Annotated in this window: 17 protein-coding genes; 10 read left to right on the plus strand and 7 right to left on the minus strand. The window is 60.0% G+C overall.

Translation table 11 applies throughout. From position 1 onward, the window contains the following. Window positions 1-184: 184 nt before the first annotated feature. Window positions 185-1834, minus strand: coding sequence for a glucose-6-phosphate isomerase (pgi, locus tag GWQ27_RS20955; RefSeq protein WP_275908237.1), 1650 nt, complete (start codon window positions 1832-1834; stop codon window positions 185-187). 422 nt (window positions 1835-2256) lie between these two features. On the opposite strand from pgi, the gene GWQ27_RS20960 reads away from it, so the two are divergent. Beyond that, on the plus strand, window positions 2257-2445 hold the full coding sequence (locus GWQ27_RS20960; RefSeq protein WP_034524411.1) for a hypothetical protein: 189 nt from the start codon (window positions 2257-2259) through the stop codon (window positions 2443-2445). Window positions 2446-2605: 160 nt separating this feature from the next. Here GWQ27_RS20960 and GWQ27_RS20965 read toward each other — a convergent pair whose 3' ends face one another. The 4 genes from GWQ27_RS20965 to coaBC all read right to left on the minus strand — a co-directional run bounded on the left by GWQ27_RS20965 (window position 2606) and on the right by coaBC (window position 6064). Continuing rightward, on the minus strand, window positions 2606-3442 hold the full coding sequence (locus GWQ27_RS20965) for a mechanosensitive ion channel domain-containing protein (protein ID WP_275908238.1): 837 nt from the start codon (window positions 3440-3442) through the stop codon (window positions 2606-2608). A gap of 150 nt (window positions 3443-3592) precedes the next feature. Then, window positions 3593-4189 carry a nucleoid occlusion factor SlmA gene (gene slmA, locus GWQ27_RS20970; protein ID WP_005321293.1) on the minus strand — a complete coding sequence of 199 codons (597 nt, stop codon included), beginning with the start codon at window positions 4187-4189 and terminating at the stop codon, window positions 3593-3595. A gap of 68 nt (window positions 4190-4257) precedes the next feature. Next, on the minus strand, window positions 4258-4716 hold the full coding sequence (dut, locus tag GWQ27_RS20975; RefSeq protein ID WP_059113542.1) for a dUTP diphosphatase: 459 nt from the start codon (window positions 4714-4716) through the stop codon (window positions 4258-4260). A gap of 145 nt (window positions 4717-4861) precedes the next feature. Further along, entirely contained in the window at window positions 4862-6064 is a 1203-nt protein-coding gene (coaBC, locus tag GWQ27_RS20980) for a bifunctional phosphopantothenoylcysteine decarboxylase/phosphopantothenate--cysteine ligase CoaBC (RefSeq protein ID WP_275908239.1), read from the minus strand. Between the two features lie 147 nt (window positions 6065-6211). On the opposite strand from coaBC, the gene radC reads away from it, so the two are divergent. From radC to GWQ27_RS21010, 6 genes are all read left to right on the plus strand, one after another. After that, complete coding sequence (gene radC, locus GWQ27_RS20985; RefSeq protein ID WP_125601175.1) at window positions 6212-6886, plus strand: DNA repair protein RadC; 675 nt, start codon at window positions 6212-6214, stop codon at window positions 6884-6886. 136 nt (window positions 6887-7022) lie between these two features. Beyond that, on the plus strand, window positions 7023-7259 hold the full coding sequence (rpmB, locus tag GWQ27_RS20990; RefSeq protein ID WP_005321271.1) for a 50S ribosomal protein L28: 237 nt from the start codon (window positions 7023-7025) through the stop codon (window positions 7257-7259). An 11-nt stretch (window positions 7260-7270) separates the two neighbouring features. Next, on the plus strand, window positions 7271-7438 hold the full coding sequence (gene rpmG / locus GWQ27_RS20995; protein WP_005307500.1) for a 50S ribosomal protein L33: 168 nt from the start codon (window positions 7271-7273) through the stop codon (window positions 7436-7438). Between the two features lie 93 nt (window positions 7439-7531). Next, window positions 7532-7987 carry a hypothetical protein gene (locus GWQ27_RS21000; protein WP_275908240.1) on the plus strand — a complete coding sequence of 152 codons (456 nt, stop codon included), beginning with the start codon at window positions 7532-7534 and terminating at the stop codon, window positions 7985-7987. Between the two features lie 27 nt (window positions 7988-8014). Continuing rightward, entirely contained in the window at window positions 8015-8827 is an 813-nt protein-coding gene (mutM, locus tag GWQ27_RS21005) for a bifunctional DNA-formamidopyrimidine glycosylase/DNA-(apurinic or apyrimidinic site) lyase (RefSeq protein ID WP_275908241.1), read from the plus strand. Between the two features lie 177 nt (window positions 8828-9004). Continuing rightward, entirely contained in the window at window positions 9005-9883 is an 879-nt protein-coding gene (locus tag GWQ27_RS21010) for a VirK/YbjX family protein (RefSeq protein ID WP_275908255.1), read from the plus strand. A 62-nt stretch (window positions 9884-9945) separates the two neighbouring features. On the opposite strand, the gene coaD is transcribed toward GWQ27_RS21010, so the two are convergent. Beyond that, on the minus strand, window positions 9946-10428 hold the full coding sequence (gene coaD, locus GWQ27_RS21015) for a pantetheine-phosphate adenylyltransferase (RefSeq protein ID WP_005321264.1): 483 nt from the start codon (window positions 10426-10428) through the stop codon (window positions 9946-9948). A 233-nt stretch (window positions 10429-10661) separates the two neighbouring features. On the opposite strand from coaD, the gene GWQ27_RS21020 reads away from it, so the two are divergent. Next, the gene (locus GWQ27_RS21020) at window positions 10662-11705 is read left to right on the plus strand and encodes a glycosyltransferase family 9 protein (RefSeq protein ID WP_219598137.1); all 1044 of its coding nucleotides are present in this window, start codon (window positions 10662-10664) and stop codon (window positions 11703-11705) included. A 61-nt stretch (window positions 11706-11766) separates the two neighbouring features. Here the strand turns inward: GWQ27_RS21020 and GWQ27_RS21025 are convergent, their stop codons facing one another. Then, window positions 11767-12555 carry a glycosyltransferase family 2 protein gene (locus GWQ27_RS21025; protein WP_131731221.1) on the minus strand — a complete coding sequence of 263 codons (789 nt, stop codon included), beginning with the start codon at window positions 12553-12555 and terminating at the stop codon, window positions 11767-11769. Window positions 12556-12796: 241 nt separating this feature from the next. Between GWQ27_RS21025 and waaF the strand changes: the two genes are divergently transcribed. Further along, entirely contained in the window at window positions 12797-13912 is a 1116-nt protein-coding gene (waaF, locus tag GWQ27_RS21030; protein ID WP_275908242.1) for a lipopolysaccharide heptosyltransferase II, read from the plus strand. 1 nt (window position 13913) lies between these two features. Further along, a complete protein-coding gene (gene waaA / locus GWQ27_RS21035) occupies window positions 13914-15179 on the plus strand; it encodes a lipid IV(A) 3-deoxy-D-manno-octulosonic acid transferase (protein ID WP_275908243.1) in 1266 nt (421 codons plus the stop codon). Window positions 15180-15211: the final 32 nt, after the last annotated feature.

Raw genomic sequence — 15211 nt, forward strand, 5'->3', positions numbered from 1 at the left:
TCTGCTCGACCAGTGCCAGTTTAAAAGTCAGCGAGTAATCGCGCTGTGTCCGTTTCACACCTTGTCCCATCGGGTTCTCCATTTATTGGGGGGAAAGGTGTAAACCATATTCAGGACGGGACACCAGCCACAAAAAAGCCCCGCTCATCGAGCGGGGCTTTTGCATGCAGAAAGGCCGGATAAATCAGGCTTTCCACGCTTTCCAGGTGTTGATCAGACCGTTGGTGGAGCCGTCGTGGCTGGTGACAGCCGCATCGGTGTTGAGCTCCGGCAGTATCTTGTTGGCCAGCTGTTTGCCCAGCTCCACGCCCCACTGGTCGAAGCTGAAGATGTTCCAGATTGCGCCCTGTACGAAGATCTTGTGCTCGTACATGGCAATCAAAGAGCCAAGCGTCTTCGGGGTCAGGCTCTTGAACAGTATGCTGTTGGTCGGGCGGTTGCCTTCGAACACCTTGAACGGCACCAGATCCTTGACCTGCTCCAGGGTTTTGCCAGCAGCAAGGAACTCGGCTTCGACCTGTTCCTTGCTCTTGCCGAAGGCCAGTGCCTCGGTCTGGGCGAAGAAGTTGGCCAGCAGTTTCGGATGGTGGTCACCGATCGGGTTGTGGCTGATGGCCGGGGCCAGGAAGTCACAGGGGATCAGCTTGGTGCCCTGGTGGATCAGCTGGTAGAAGGCGTGCTGGCCGTTGGTGCCCGGCTCACCCCAGATGATGGGGCCAGTCTGGTAGTCAACCGGCTTGCCGTTGCGATCCACATACTTGCCGTTGGATTCCATGTTGCCCTGCTGGAAGTAGGCAGGGAAGCGGTGCATGTACTGATCGTACGGCAGAATGGCTTCGGACTCGGCGCCATGGAAGTTGTTGTACCACAGGCCAATCAGCGCCAGCAGCACAGGCACGTTCTGCTCATAGGAGGCTGTGGCGAAGTGCATATCCATCTCGAAAGCGCCTTGCAGCAGGGCTTCGAAGTGCTCGAAACCGACGGACAGGGCGATAGGCATGCCGATGGCAGACCAGGAGGAGTAGCGGCCGCCAACCCAGTCCCAGAACTCGAACATGTTGTCGGTGTCGATGCCGAACTCGGCCACGGCCTTGCCGTTGGTGGAGAGGGCAGCGAAGTGCTTGGCAACGTGGGCCTTGTCACCGGCGATTTTGATGAACCAGTCGCGGGCGGTCAGGGCGTTGGTCATGGTCTCCTGAGTGGTGAAGGTCTTGGAGGCCACCAGGAACAGGGTGGTTTCCGCATCAATCTCTTTGAGAGTCTCGGCGATGTGGGTGCCATCGACGTTGGAGACGAAGTGCATCTGCAGGTGGTTTTTGTAGGGGCGCAGTGCCTCTGTGATCATCACAGGGCCCAGATCAGAGCCACCGATACCGATGTTGACCACGTGCTGGATCGCCTTGCCGGTGTAGCCTTTCCACTCGCCGGAGATGATTTTCTCGCAGAAGCCCTTCATCTTGGCCAGCACGGCGTTCACTTCCGGCATCACATCCTTGCCGTCACACTCGATGGGGCGGTCGGAGCGGTTGCGCAGGGCCACGTGCAGTACGGAGCGCCCTTCGGTCATGTTGATCTTGTCGCCGTTGAACATGGCATCGATCGCGCTGCGAAGATCGGTCTCTTTGGCCAGATCAACCAGCAACTTGAGGGTTTCCTCGGTGATCAGGTTCTTGGAGTAGTCGACCAGAATGTCGCCGCCAAAGGTGAGGGAGAACTTGTCGAAGCGCTGCGGGTCCTGCGCGAACAGATCCTTGAGTCGAGTCTCTTTGTTAGCTGCAAAATGGGCTTCCAGCGCCTGCCAGGCCTGGGTCTGGGTTGGATTGATATTTTTCATAGTATTACCGATCTTCCAAGTTGTGTTTGAACCTTGCAGGCAAGGCTCCCGCCAAACCTTATTATTCGAGCACTATACCGGGCCCATTATACCGAGCCCATGGTGCGGCCCGTGTAACAGAGCTTTACCAATTGTCTGCCATCGAAGGAGTTTACAACCAAAACGCTGCGATTATGAGTCACTCATGGCCAGGAGATCTTGAGTTTGCTCATACTTCACCCGGCTTGCCCGGGTTGAAAGGGCTTTCATCTATGGCTGCCAGCCTGGCAAGTTTGTATTACAGCTAAAGGGGTATCTGACAGCCGTTTTTCGGCTCGTTTTATGAGCAAACGCAACTTGTCGGGGTTGGGCGTTGGCTAGTATGTGCACCGAATGGACGAGATCTCCCAGGGATGGCCACTGTCTGGAATGAGGAGATCGATATGAAACATGTTTTATCCCTGTTTGCCCTGAGCCTGATCGCCACCGGCCTCATCGGCCTGTTGACCCTGGCGCTGACCGCCGCCGCGCCGACTCTCGAGATTCGGGTGTTGGCCGTGATCGGGGCCGTGCTGGGGGGCTATGCGCTGGTGCAGCCACTGCTCAACCGGGTCGCTCGTCGACTGGTATGAAGATGGGCAAGCCAACCTGACTGCCCGGATTGACAGGTTTTCGACCCCATGGTGCAAGGTGAGCTGCGGGTCGAATCTTTATGCCTTGCGGCACGACCTGGGTTTCAGAAACGACAATGCCAGCCTCAGGGCTGGCATTGTCGTGATCGTCGCGCAGGTATCAGGCCTGAGGCTTTTGCATGTGCATGACCATCTGCGGGAAGGGGATCTCGATGCCTTCGGCATCGAAGGTCAGCTTCACCTTTTCGTGGAAGTCGAACCAGACGCCCCAGTAATCGGCAGTCTTGACCCAGGGACGCACTACGATATTGACCGAGGAGTCGGCCAGGGCGGCAACGGCTATGGTGGTTGCCTGTTCCTTCAGAATGCGCGGCTCTTCACTCACCAGGCGCTCGAGGAGCTGTTTGGCCTTGCGCAGATCAGAACCGTAGCCGATACCGAAGGTCATGTCGACGCGGCGGGTGTCCATGCGCGAGTAGTTGACTATGGTGCCGTTGAGGATGGCGGAGTTGGGTACCACCACCATCTTGTTGTCACCCGAGGTGAGGGTGGTAGTGAATAGCTGCACCGACTGCACGACACCATTGGTGCCCGCCACTTCGATAAACTCACCGGCTTTGATGGGGCGGAAGATGATCAGCAGGAAACCGGCGGCGAAGTTGGAGAGCGAGCCTTGCAGTGCCAGACCTATGGCCAGACCGGCGGCACCGATAATGGCGACGAAGGAGGCGGTTTGCACCCCGACTCGCCCCATGGCTGCAATCACCACGAACACCAGAATGGTGTACTTGAGGATGCTGCCAACGAAATGAACCACGGTGGCATCCAGCTTGCGAGCATGCATCACCTTGGTCACGCCATTGCTGAGCAGGTTGGCGGCGATGTAACCGACCAGCAGGGTGATCAGGGCGGCCGCAATATTGACGGCATACTCGATCAGCAGGCCCTGATTATTGACCAGCCAGGTCTGCGCTTCTGTGATGATTTCGGGTTCCATAGGATGTCCTGTCAGGCAGTAAAGGTTTATGACGCATGAATCTAACACTGGCATGCGACAGTTTGGGTCGCATCTGGTGCTCCCCTCCATTTTTTGCCATAAAAAACAAGGGAGGCCAAGGCCTCCCTCTGTGTATCCACCCGAATGGCGTCAGCTTTGCAGCAGTTGGCTGCGGATGAAGAGCCACTGATCTTCAAAGCCGGCGGTGGGCTTGAGTTTGAACTCGGAGCGGACAAACTGACTGATACGTCCCTCGGTATAGGCCAGCAGCAGATTGGCGAGCATGGTCTCGTCGAGCTGGAAGCCCTGACCTTCCCGCAGCCGTTTTTCCCGCAACACCTGCTTGATCTGGGTTTCCAGCTTGTCGAACAGGATGCTGATGCGATCCCGCAGTCGATCGTGCTCACCCAGCAGGGCGTCGCCGTTGAGGATGCGGGTGATGCCGGGATTGCGCTCGGCGAACACCAGCAGCAGCTGAAGGATATGATGGCAGCGGGCCATGGTGTCCTTCTCTTCGGCCATGATCAGGTTGACCCGTGACAGCAGGGAATCCTCGATAAAGTCGATCAGTCCCTCGAACATCCGCGCCTTGCTGGGAAAATGTCGATAGAGGGCGGCCTCAGAGACACCCACCTCGGCCGCCAGACGTGCCGTGGTGATACGCTGGCCAGGGCTGGTCTCCAGCATATGGGCGAGTGCTTGCAGGATCTGATCGCGCCGACTCTGTTTCTGATTACTGCTTGCCATGGATTCCCCTAAAAAAACAATGGCTTGATTCTGTTATTAGGCACAGGCCCGGGGGCCTGTGTGGTCTGTTATTGGCGACCAGAAGAACCAAAACCGCCTTCACCCCGTTCACTCTGATTGAACTCATCGACCAGTTGGAAGCTGGCCTGCACCACCGGCATTATCACCAGTTGGGCGATGCGTTCACCGGGTTGCATGGTGAAATTGTCGTTGCCGCGATTCCAGACCGAAACCATCAGCTGGCCCTGGTAATCGGAATCGATGAGGCCTACCAGATTGCCCAGCACTATGCCGTGCTTATGGCCGAGGCCGGAGCGGGGCAAAATGGTGGCGCACAAGCCGGGATCCTGAATGTGGATGGCCAGACCGGTCGGTACCAGAATGGTGTCGCCTGGTGCCAGCGTGATGGGCGCATCCAGCAGCGCACGCAGATCCATACCGGCAGAGCCCGGTGTGGCGTAGGCGGGCAGCGGGTACTCGGTGCCGATGCGGGCATCCAGAATTTTCAGCTCAATTTGTGTTGTCATGAATCGTTCGTTTTTCAATGGGTTCTTGTGTGGACACCCGGAATGTTCGGTACAGTCCGGGCAGTCATGAATTGTGCATTGCTCAGCGAGTGTTGATGTGGGCGTCCTGCATGGGCAATGCCAGCGGGGTGCCATGTGTCTGCACTCAGCGCCGGTAGTGGCGCGCAATCAGGGCGATGAGGTGGCGAGCCAGCGTCAGCTTATCGGCCAGTGGCAGAGGGGCTTGACCCCCTTGCCAGAACACGGTCAGAGCGTTGTCATCGGCATTGAAGCCCTGGCCCGCACGAGACACATCGTTGGCGGCGATCATGTCCAGCCGTTTTCGCTGCAATTTATCGAGGGCGTATTGTTCCACATCCACGGTTTCGGCGGCAAATCCGACGGTGAAGGGCTTGTCTGATAACGCCCCTACGGCGGCTATGATGTCGGGATTCTTGACCAGGGTCAGCACCATCTGATCGTTATCACCGGTCTTCTTAATCTTCTGGCTGGCGACTTGCTCGGGCCTATAGTCGGCCACCGCCGCGCAACCGATAAAGAGGTCGCACTCGCCGACCCGGCTCATTACCGCCTGATGCATCTGCTCGGCGCTCTCCACATCGACACGCTCCACCCCGCTCGGTGCAGGCAGGGCGACCGGCCCGCTCACCAGCGTCACTTCGGCCCCTGCCTCACGGGCGGCGCGGGCGATGGCGTAACCCATCTTGCCCGAGCTGTGGTTGCTGATGTAGCGCACCGGATCCAGTGCCTCGCGGGTCGGTCCGGCGGTGAGCAGCAGTCTGACGCCCGCCAGCAACGGCTCGGCGGCCAGTTGCTGGCAGCAGCGCTCAACCAGTTCCAAGGGATCCAGCATCCGGCCCGGGCCTACGTCGCCACAGGCCTGGCTGCCGGAATCCGGCCCCCACAGCAGGATGCCGCGGCTGGCCAGGGTCTTGAGATTGGCCTGGGTGGCGGCGTTGAGATACATCTGCTGATTCATGGCGGGAGCCAGTGCCACGGTGGCCGGGGTTGCCACGCAGAGGGTGGTGAGCAGTTCGTCGGCCATGCCGGCGGCCATGCGGGCCATCAGGTTGGCGCTCGCCGGGGCGATCAGCACCAGATCCGCCCACTTGGCCAGCTCTATGTGGCCCATGCCCGCCTCGGCAGCCGGATCCAGCAAGCTGTCGGCCACCGGATGACCGGAAACCGCCTGCAGGGTCAGCGGGGTGATGAACTCCTTGGCGGAGCGCGTCATCACTACCCGTACCTCGGCCCCCTGATCTTTCAGGCGGCGTACCAGTTCGGCACTCTTGTAGGCGGCGATCCCGCCACTGACACCCAACAGGATGCGTTTATCGGCCAATCTCATCTGCTGCTTCTCTTCCGGCTCACTCTGACTGGTCGGCTAAGATACCACAGGCAACGTACGACGACAGAGGCTGACATGGGGGACTTGTGGCCGGCCTCCCGCGATTTTTTGCTATGTTTTCTCTCAATAGGCATGAGGGAGAGACAAATGAGCATCAAGGAGTGGCCTGAGGATGAGAGACCCAGAGAGAAACTGCTGCGGCAGGGGCCAGCGACGTTATCCGATGCCGAATTGCTGGCCATCTTCCTGCGAACCGGCGTCAACGGCCTGAGTGCGGTGGATCTCTCCCGTCAGCTATTGCAGCAGTTTGGTTCGCTGCGGGCACTGCTCGGGGCCGATCAAGGTACCTTCTGTCATGCCCATGGACTGGGGCCTGCCAAGTATGCTCAATTGCAGGCGGTGCTGGAGATGGGCAAGCGCCATCTGGCCGAGCAGTTGCAACGGGGCGATGCCCTGACCTCGCCCCAGCTGACCCGGGATTACCTGCAAGCCCAGCTGCGGGATCGGCCGCGGGAGGTGTTCGCCCTGCTGTTGCTGGATAACCAGCACAGAGTCATTCAATTCGTTGAACTTTTTTACGGCACCCTCGATTCTGCAAGCGTCTGGCCCAGAGAAATCGTGCAGATCGCGCTCAAACATAATGCAGCCGCAGTGATTCTGGCGCATAATCACCCGTCCGGCGTGGCCGAGCCCAGTCGGGCCGACCGCCAGATCACGGATCGGATCTTGGCCGCCTTGGCCTTGATCGATATCAGAGTGCTGGATCACTTGGTGATCGGTGACGGCATCACGGTTTCTTTTGCAGAGCGTGGTTGGTTGTAACTGGGCTCTGGCACTGTATTAGTTGATCTTTGATCACGGATGCTGTATAAAATGCCGCCTTCTGTTTGCCCCGCAATCGAAGGCCAGCGGGGCAGATATTTGCTCGAGCAATGAAGTAAGATTTGGAGAGACTGACATGTCTAGAGTATGCCAAGTAACCGGCAAGCGCCCGGCAGTTGGTAACAACCGTTCGCACGCTAACAACGCTACCAAGCGTCGTTTCCTGCCGAACCTGCACACTCACCGTTTTTGGGTTGAGGGTGAAAAACGCTTCGTAAGCCTGCGCGTATCCGCAAAAGGCATGCGTATTATCGACAAGCGTGGCGTTGAAGTGGTTCTGGCTGAACTGCGCGCCAGCGGTGTTAAGGTATAAGGAATTAGATCATGGCTAAAGGTATTCGCGAGAAAATTCGCCTGAACTCCAGCGCCGGTACTGGTCACTTCTATACCACTACCAAGAACAAGCGCACCATGCCCGAAAAAATGGAGATCAAAAAGTTTGATCCCGTTGTTCGTCAGCATGTGATCTACAAGGAAGGCAAAATCAAGTAATTACTTGAGGCTGCATTCCCAAAAGCCCGGCCCAGTGCCGGGTTTTTTTATGGTCGAAATTCAGTACACTGCCGGTTCAAACGGAGGCTTGCCATGTTGAAATTGAGCCGTAAGGGCTGGAATAACGTGATCATAGTGGCCGTGCTGGGGGTCGTGACCTTGTTGCACCGGCTGGAGGTTGCCCAGCAGGAGAACAGCGCCCAGCGGCCTCGTACCCTGTTGCCGGACAGTGCAGTCGTCCTCACCTGGCAGGGGCCGAGCTGGCAGATAGAGCGTATCGGCCAGGGTTGGCGCAGCGGACCGGATCTGGGGCTCACCAGTGCCCAGCTGGCGGCCCATATCGAGGCGTGGCAGGCTTGGTTGCTGCCCCCTGGCGACGCAGTGCGCGGCACGCCGGTTACCCTCAAGGTGTGGATCGCCGGTCAGAGCGATCCGATTGAAGTGGGGCTCTATCAGGACAACGGCAAGTTTGCCGCCCTGTTGCCGCCCTCGACCTGGCTCACCCTGAGTCGGGAGCAGTATCGCAGCCTGTTGCGCCCCTCTCCTTAATCCACCCTATTTGTTGTTGGAGGCCTCATGCCTGAATTACCGGAAGTTGAAGTCAGCCGCCAGGGCATATCTCCCTGGCTCACCGGCATCAAGGTGACCCGCGTCGTGGTACGGGATGGCCGGCTGCGCTGGCCGGTACCGGGCGAAATCCAGGAGCTGGTGGATCTCACCATCCACAGGGTCAGCCGTCGTGCCAAGTATTTACTGCTGGAGACCGACTTTGGCACCGCCATCCTGCATCTGGGCATGTCCGGCAGTCTGCGGGTACTGAATATCGGTACGCCGGCCGAGAAACACGATCACGTGGATATAGAGCTCGCCAACGGCAAGCTGCTGCGACTCAATGACCCGCGCCGGTTCGGTGCCCTGCTGTGGACTCGTGAACCGGCCGAGGCACACGCCCTGCTGGCCAAACTGGGCCCGGAGCCGCTGACCGATGCCTTCAACGCCGAGTATCTGCAAGGGCGGGCCAAGGGGCGCAGCACTGCCATCAAGACCTTCCTGATGGACAATCATGTGGTGGTCGGTGTGGGTAATATCTACGCCAATGAGGCGCTGTACGCTGCCGGTATTCACCCCAAACGGGCAGCGGGCAACATCAGTACCGAGCGACTGGCGACACTGGTGGCCGAGATCAAGCGGGTGCTGGCTTCTGCCATCCAGCAGGGGGGAACCACCCTCAAGGATTTCACCAGCGCCGATGGCAAGCCGGGCTATTTCGTGCAGCAGTTGCAGGTTTATGGTCGCGGCGGCCAGCCCTGTTTGCACTGCCACACCCTGCTCAGCGAAATACGGCTGGGGCAGCGTACTACCGTTTTTTGTTCTCATTGCCAGCGCTGAACGCAGTTATTTTGACCAAAAACAGCCAAGTTGTAAGAGAGTATTTCCGGTCTGTTGAATATTTGGCCTGCTGTCACTAGTATCTCGACCGTTCAGGCGGTTTGAGAAAATAAAATGACAGCTAAATCAATGGACTGGGATCATTTATCCCGGCAGGGGCACTATTGTGCCCAAAAAATGGCCCGCTTCCTCTATCCCGATGACAGCGCCCGCAAGACCTTCAATCGCGCCAAGTTCGTGCTGCGCAGCCTGCTCTATCGGCAGCAGATGAGCCGGGTGTTCGAGCTGTTTCAGGCCGAACCGCTCAAGGCCCTGCCTGCCCACTATCCCGAGCTGCTCGACAAGCCGATGCGACCCTATCGGTTTGCCGGCTCCACCGCGACCCAGCGGGCCGAGATGCTGGAAAACCACTATCGACTGCTGCTGGCCCGTTACCCCGAGCTGATAGATCCGCTCTATCTGGACGAGGGCATAGAGCTTGGCCACTATCCCCAGAGTGGATGTCGCATAGTGCTGCGCCACGATGGTACCTTCCGTCGTGAGGCCGAGCTGGCGCTCTCCATCGTCGATCAACAGGGCAAGCGCCTCTATAGTTGTGCCTTCTCGCTGGCGGGCACCCCCGGCAAGCTGTCGCTGGTGATCGGCTCGGTACAGGGGCCGGAACCCTGCGTCGAACAGGCACAGGACAAGGTTCGAGCCCTGACCAAGGAGGGCCACGGTTTGCGGCCCAAGTCGCTGGTGGTGATGCTGGTGATACAGCTGGCCGAGGCGATGGGGGCCGAGCATATCTCGGCGGTGCGGATGAAGGCACACATCTACCAGGCCAAGCGTTACAGCAAGAAGAAGAAAGCCTGTCTGCAGGCGGATTATGACGAGCTGTGGGAGGAGTTTGGCGCCATCGATCAGGATGACAACTTCGTGCAGCTGTTGCCTGCGGTGCGCAAGCCGCTGGAGGATATTGCCTCCAAGAAGCGGGCCATGTACCGGCGTCGTTACGAATGGCTTGACGAGCTGGCGCTCTCCTGCCAGCAGGTGCTGGGTCGCGCGGCGGGCTGACTGCCAGTGCGGCCCATGTGCGCCGCACTAAACAGGCTACCCTCGGGTAGCCTGTTTGCTTGTTACTTGCCTTGCTTGGCGGCAATCGCCTTGGCGACGATCGGGTCGACAAACTGGCGGATATCACCGCCATGCAGGGCGACCTCCTTCACCAGGGTCGAGGAGATGAAGGAGTTCTCTTCGGCAGGGGTGAGAAACACGCTCTCCAGCTCCGGCATCAGGCGGCGGTTCATGTTGGCCAGCTGAAATTCGTATTCGAAGTCGGAGACGGCCCGCAAGCCACGGATCAGCACGTTGGCTTGCTGCTCTTTGGCAAAGTCCACCAACAGGCCGGAGAAGCCCACCACCTTGACGTTGGGCAGGTGGGCCGTCACTTGCCGGGCAAGCAGGACACGTTCTGCCAGATCGAACAAGGGGCGCTTGCTCGGGCTGTTGGCTACCCCGACGACCACTTCATCAAACAGCCTGGCGGCACGACCTATCAGATCGGTATGGCCGTTGGTGATGGGGTCGAAGGTGCCGGGATAAATTACCTTGTTGGTCATGCTGTTGATTCCTGCAACCTGGAAATTTGGTCGCATTATAGGGTCTGTTGATGTTTTGTCGCGACCGGGACGATGTCCGTTTTGTGCGGGACCTGGCGCGAGAGGCCCGGTTTGGTCGTCCAAATCAGTATCGTCTGGTGTCTTCGCTTGAGAATAGCTGTGCATCAGGCAAGAATACCCGCACCGCGCATCAAGCCTCCTTGCATTGGTGACAGGGAGCAAAGGGATTTTTTATGAAACGTATTCTGGTAGTACGCAACGACAAGATTGGTGACTTCATGCTGGCATGGCCGAGTTTTGCCATGCTCAAGCGCTCCATGGATTGTCATGTGACTGCCCTGGTTCCTGCCTACACGGCGCCGTTGGCCCGTCTCTGTCCCTGGATCGACGAGATTATCCTGGATCCGGGGTCAGGAGCCGACAAGGAACAGCAACGCGCCTTGCTGGCCCGTATCAAGGCGGCAGCCTTCGATGCCTCCATTTGCCTGTTCTCCAACACCCGTAACGCCAAGCTGGTGTGGAAGGCGCACATCCCCTACCGGCTGGCCCCGGCCACCAAGCTGGCCCAGGTGCTCTACAACCAGCGGCTGGTGCAGCGCCGCTCCCGCTCCCAGAAGCCGGAGTACGAGTACAACCTGGATCTGGTGCGTCGCTTTCTCGCCGACCAGCAGGTAAGCGTGGTCGAGCCACAGGGCCCCTACCTCAGCTTTGACCCCCAGAGCCTGCAGCTGGTGCGCGAACAGGTTGCAACCAGATTGAAGCTGGATGCCAGTCGCCCCTGGCTGATGGTACACGCCGGCAGCGGTGGTTCGGCCAACAACCTCTCCATCGAGCAGTACTCGCGCCTCATCATCAAGCTCAATCAGGCATGCCCGGAATTGCAGTGCATCCTGACGGCGGGGCCGGGGGAGGAGAAGATCGCCGAGCAGCTGGCGGCAGAATTGCTGGCCCACGGCGGCAATGGCTGGATCTATCGCTCCGACGAGGGGCTGCCCAAGTTCTGTCAGGTGATGGCCAACGCGGCCCTGTTTGTGGCGGGCAGCACGGGTCCCTTGCACATAGCGGCGGCGCTGGACGTGCCCACCATAGGTTTCTTCCCGGCACACCGCTCGGCCACCCCGCTGCGCTGGCGTCCGCTCAACAGCGAGGGGCGTCACCTGGCGTTCAGCCCGCCGGAAGACAGCGATCATCCGGAAGACATGAGCCAGCTCGATCCCAAGGCAATGGCGGCGGCGATAGCTCGCTGGGCACCGCCCTTCTGGCGAACAGAGAGCTGACAGATGCAAACAGGGCCCTTTTGGGCCCTGTTTCGTCATGCTGGCTTGAGCGACTGCGCAATTAGCTGCCGGTCTGGTCCGGTGCTTGCGGCTGCTGGCGGATCCAGAGATCTGCGTACTTCGCGAAAGTGGAGTGGGCCGAGAGGATCGCGAGCAAGAGTCCCTGCTTGCCATCGAGGAAGCCAGCCTTGAGCAGGTACATCTTGAGGAAACAGCCCACGGCATGGACCAGTCCCTGGCCGAGGGAGCCCTTCTTGCCACGGGCGGTGCGCTGATCGGCCCAGGCCCTGGCATAGCCGGCGGACTTCACCAGATAGTGCTCCAGATCCCGGTAGGTGAAGTGGAGCAGGTCGCCATGGATATTGACGATCTTCATGTTGGCCCGTACTTCCACCTTCTCGTGTACCAGCACCTCGTTGTAACGGGTGAGTGCCTTGGGGTAGAGGCGCAGCACCCGATCCGGATACCAGCCGCTGTGGCGGATGAAGCGGCCAAATACCCAGGAGAGGCGCGGGATAGAGTAGATGGTGTCGCTGGCCGGATTGGCCATGACGGTCGCGATGGCCTCTTTCAGCTCAGGGGTGAGCCGCTCGTCTGCATCCAGCCACAGTACCCACTCTGACTGGACATGGGACTGGGCGAGGCGGCGTTGGCGGCCGAAACCGGGCCACACCGTATTGACGAAGAAACGGGCGCCGAATTCGGCGGCGATGGCGGGGGTCTCGTCCTGGCTGCCGGAGTCCAGAATGACGATCTCGTCCACCAGACCGTCGAGTGAGGCGAGGCAGGCTTTCAGGTTGTCGGCTTCGTTCTTGACGATCAGGACGGCCGCCAGAGTCGGTTTTTTCACGGGTTGAAGGCTCTTGTTGGCGCCCGGCTGGCGGGGCATGCTCAAATTGGCGCCCATTCTAGCCTAAAACGGCAGGCGGAGCATGGTTCCGGCGGTCTGAGTACGTCAGTTTCAAACGGATTCTTTTTTATTCGAGGTGCACATGGTGCGGGGATCTTCTGTTATTTCTCGGGCCATTCTTGGGGCATAATCTCGCCCAGCAATGATTAACCGCAGGGCTTGGCCCCAAGAGAAGCGTGAGATGAAAATATTGGTGATCGGCCCCTCCTGGGTCGGCGACATGGTGATGTCCCAGAGCCTCTACAAGGCGATCAAGACCAATCACCCTGACAGCGAGTTGCATGTGATGGCGCCAGCTTGGTGCGGTGCCCTGCTGGAGCGGATGCCCGAAGTGGACAAGGCTGTCCCCATGCCGCTCGGCCACGGTGACTTCAAGCTGGGGGCCCGCCGTCGGCTCGGCAAGCAACTGGCGGCCGAGAAGTACGATCAGGCCATCATCCAGCCCAACTCCATGAAGTCGGCGCTGATCCCCTGGTTCGCCAGGATCCCGGTGCGCACCGGCTGGAAGGGGGAGCACCGCTTCGGCCTGCTCAATGACATGCGCAGCAACAAGTCCGCCTTCCCGCTGATGGTGGAAGCCTATCTGGCGCTGGCCTATCCCAAGGCGCAGATGAAGAGCCGGGTCGATATTCCCGCCATTCCCCACCCCTCGCTCAATGTGGATCTCATCAATCAGGGGAAGGCGCTGGAGCGACTCGGTCTGGATCGCGTTCGTCCCGTGCTGGTGCTCTGTCCGGGAGCCGAGTTCGGCCCGTCCAAGCGCTGGCCTGAAGGGCACTACGCCGTGGTGGCGCAGAAGTATCTGGATGAGGGCTGGCAGGTGTGGATCTTCGGCTCCGGCAAGGATGTGCCTGTGGCCAACACCATTCGCGAGCGGATCAATCCCCTGTCGCGCCCCAACTGCCACGTGCTGGCGGGCAAGACCAACCTGTATGAGGCGATCGATCTGATGGCGCTGGCCGGGCGGGTTATCTCCAACGATTCCGGCCTGATGCACATAACCGCCGCCCTCAACCGGCCGTTGATCGGTGTCTATGGCTCTACCTCGCCGCTCTACACGCCGCCGCTGGCGGACAGGGTCGAGATAGTGCACACCGACATAGAGTGCCGCCCCTGTTTCAAGCGCACTTGCAAGTTCGGCCACCTCAAGTGCCTGATCGAGCTGATGCCGGAACAGGTGATAGAGGCAGGCCGACGGCTGGAGTGCGCCGAGTCGCCAGATCAACCGATCGTGCTGCAAGTGGGTGAGCCGCCACGGTTTGTCTCCGATGCGAGCAAGCGATCGGAGCCGACATAACATGGGCTATCGGCTGCTCTACAACCTGCTGATCCATCTGGGCTTGCCGCTGGCGTTGCTGGCACTCTACAAGCCGAAGAAGGGCAAGCCTGGCTTTGGTGCGCGTTGGGCCGAGCATCTGGGACGGACGCCGGCCAGCGGGCAGGAGGCGCCGCTCTGGATCCATGCGGTCAGCGTGGGTGAAACCCTGGCCATCAGTCCCTTCATCCGTGCACTCAAGGCCGATCGGCCGGATTTGCCGATCCTGCTCACCACCACCACCCGCACCGGCGCCGAGCAGGCAGCAAAGCTCGGCAACCTGGTGATGCATCGCTACGCCCCCCTCGATTACCCCTGGGCGGTTGCCGCTTTTCTCAAGTGCATCAAGCCTCGCGCCCTCTGGGTGATGGAGACAGAGCTGTGGCCGAACTGGCTGGCGGCCTGCGAGGCGCGCCATCTGCCGGTGACCATCATCAATGCCCGTCTCTCCGAACGCTCCTGCCAGCGCTATGCCCGTTTTCAGGGGGCGTTCGATACCCTCAGCCGGCCACTGACCCATCTGCTTTGCCAGCATCAGGACGATGCCGAGCGTTTTGCACGGCTCGGCGTCGGTCGTGAGCGGCTGGCGGTGACCGGTTCCATCAAGTTCGATATCCAGCTGGGTGACGAAGTGCAGGCCAGGGGGCACGCCCTGCGTCAGCAGCTGGGGCAGAGCAGGCCGGTCTGGATCGCCGCCAGTACCCATCAGGGTGAGGATGAACAGGTATTGGCGGCGTTTGACCGGGTGCTGCAATGCCACCCCCAGGCCTTGCTGATCCTGGTGCCGCGCCATCCGGAGCGCTTCGATCGGGTGGCCGATATGTGCGTCCCTTACGGCTGTGTGCGGCGCACCGGCGGCGACCCGATCCGCGAGACGGACAAGGTCTATCTCGGCGATACCATGGGCGAGTTGCCGCTGATGCTGGCGGCGGCCGATGTGGCCTTCGTCGGCGGCAGTCTGGTGAAGGTCGGCGGTCACAACCTGCTGGAACCGGCGGCGCTGGGCAAGCCCTGCCTGACCGGCCCTGCCTACTTCAACTTCAGCGACATCACCCGCCAGCTGGTGACTCAGGGTGGCGCGGCCCTGGTGGCCGATGCCGCCGTGCTGGGGGAGAAGGTGAGCGAGCTGCTGGCCGACGAGGGCGAGCGTAGTCAGATGGGCGAACAGGCCCGCGCCGTTGTGTTGCGCAATCAGGGCGCGCTGGCGCGCACCCTCTCTCACTGTCTTGCCAGTCTGGAAAGTGACTGAGCCCAGAGTGGCCATAAAAAACGGAGCGCCAG

This window comes from Aeromonas sp. 5HA1, from assembly GCF_029237245.1.
GTDB classification, from domain to species: domain Bacteria; phylum Pseudomonadota; class Gammaproteobacteria; order Enterobacterales; family Aeromonadaceae; genus Aeromonas; species Aeromonas salmonicida.

Bases quoted from the DNA above. Each gene is read 5' to 3' on its own strand.
- pgi (WP_275908237.1), bottom strand. From the start codon at position 1,834: ATGAAAAATATCAATCCAACCCAGACCCAGGCCTGGCAGGCGCTGGAA.
- GWQ27_RS20960 (WP_034524411.1), top strand. From the start codon at position 2,257: ATGAAACATGTTTTATCCCTGTTTGCCCTGAGCCTGATCGCCACCGGC.
- GWQ27_RS20965 (WP_275908238.1), bottom strand. From the start codon at position 3,442: ATGGAACCCGAAATCATCACAGAAGCGCAGACCTGGCTGGTCAATAAT.
- slmA (WP_005321293.1), bottom strand. From the start codon at position 4,189: ATGGCAAGCAGTAATCAGAAACAGAGTCGGCGCGATCAGATCCTGCAA.
- dut (WP_059113542.1), bottom strand. From the start codon at position 4,716: ATGACAACACAAATTGAGCTGAAAATTCTGGATGCCCGCATCGGCACC.
- coaBC (WP_275908239.1), bottom strand. From the start codon at position 6,064: ATGAGATTGGCCGATAAACGCATCCTGTTGGGTGTCAGTGGCGGGATC.
- radC (WP_125601175.1), top strand. From the start codon at position 6,212: ATGAGCATCAAGGAGTGGCCTGAGGATGAGAGACCCAGAGAGAAACTG.
- rpmB (WP_005321271.1), top strand. From the start codon at position 7,023: ATGTCTAGAGTATGCCAAGTAACCGGCAAGCGCCCGGCAGTTGGTAAC.
- rpmG (WP_005307500.1), top strand. From the start codon at position 7,271: ATGGCTAAAGGTATTCGCGAGAAAATTCGCCTGAACTCCAGCGCCGGT.
- GWQ27_RS21000 (WP_275908240.1), top strand. From the start codon at position 7,532: ATGTTGAAATTGAGCCGTAAGGGCTGGAATAACGTGATCATAGTGGCC.
- mutM (WP_275908241.1), top strand. From the start codon at position 8,015: ATGCCTGAATTACCGGAAGTTGAAGTCAGCCGCCAGGGCATATCTCCC.
- GWQ27_RS21010 (WP_275908255.1), top strand. From the start codon at position 9,005: ATGGCCCGCTTCCTCTATCCCGATGACAGCGCCCGCAAGACCTTCAAT.
- coaD (WP_005321264.1), bottom strand. From the start codon at position 10,428: ATGACCAACAAGGTAATTTATCCCGGCACCTTCGACCCCATCACCAAC.
- GWQ27_RS21020 (WP_219598137.1), top strand. From the start codon at position 10,662: ATGAAACGTATTCTGGTAGTACGCAACGACAAGATTGGTGACTTCATG.
- waaF (WP_275908242.1), top strand. From the start codon at position 12,797: ATGAAAATATTGGTGATCGGCCCCTCCTGGGTCGGCGACATGGTGATG.
- waaA (WP_275908243.1), top strand. From the start codon at position 13,914: ATGGGCTATCGGCTGCTCTACAACCTGCTGATCCATCTGGGCTTGCCG.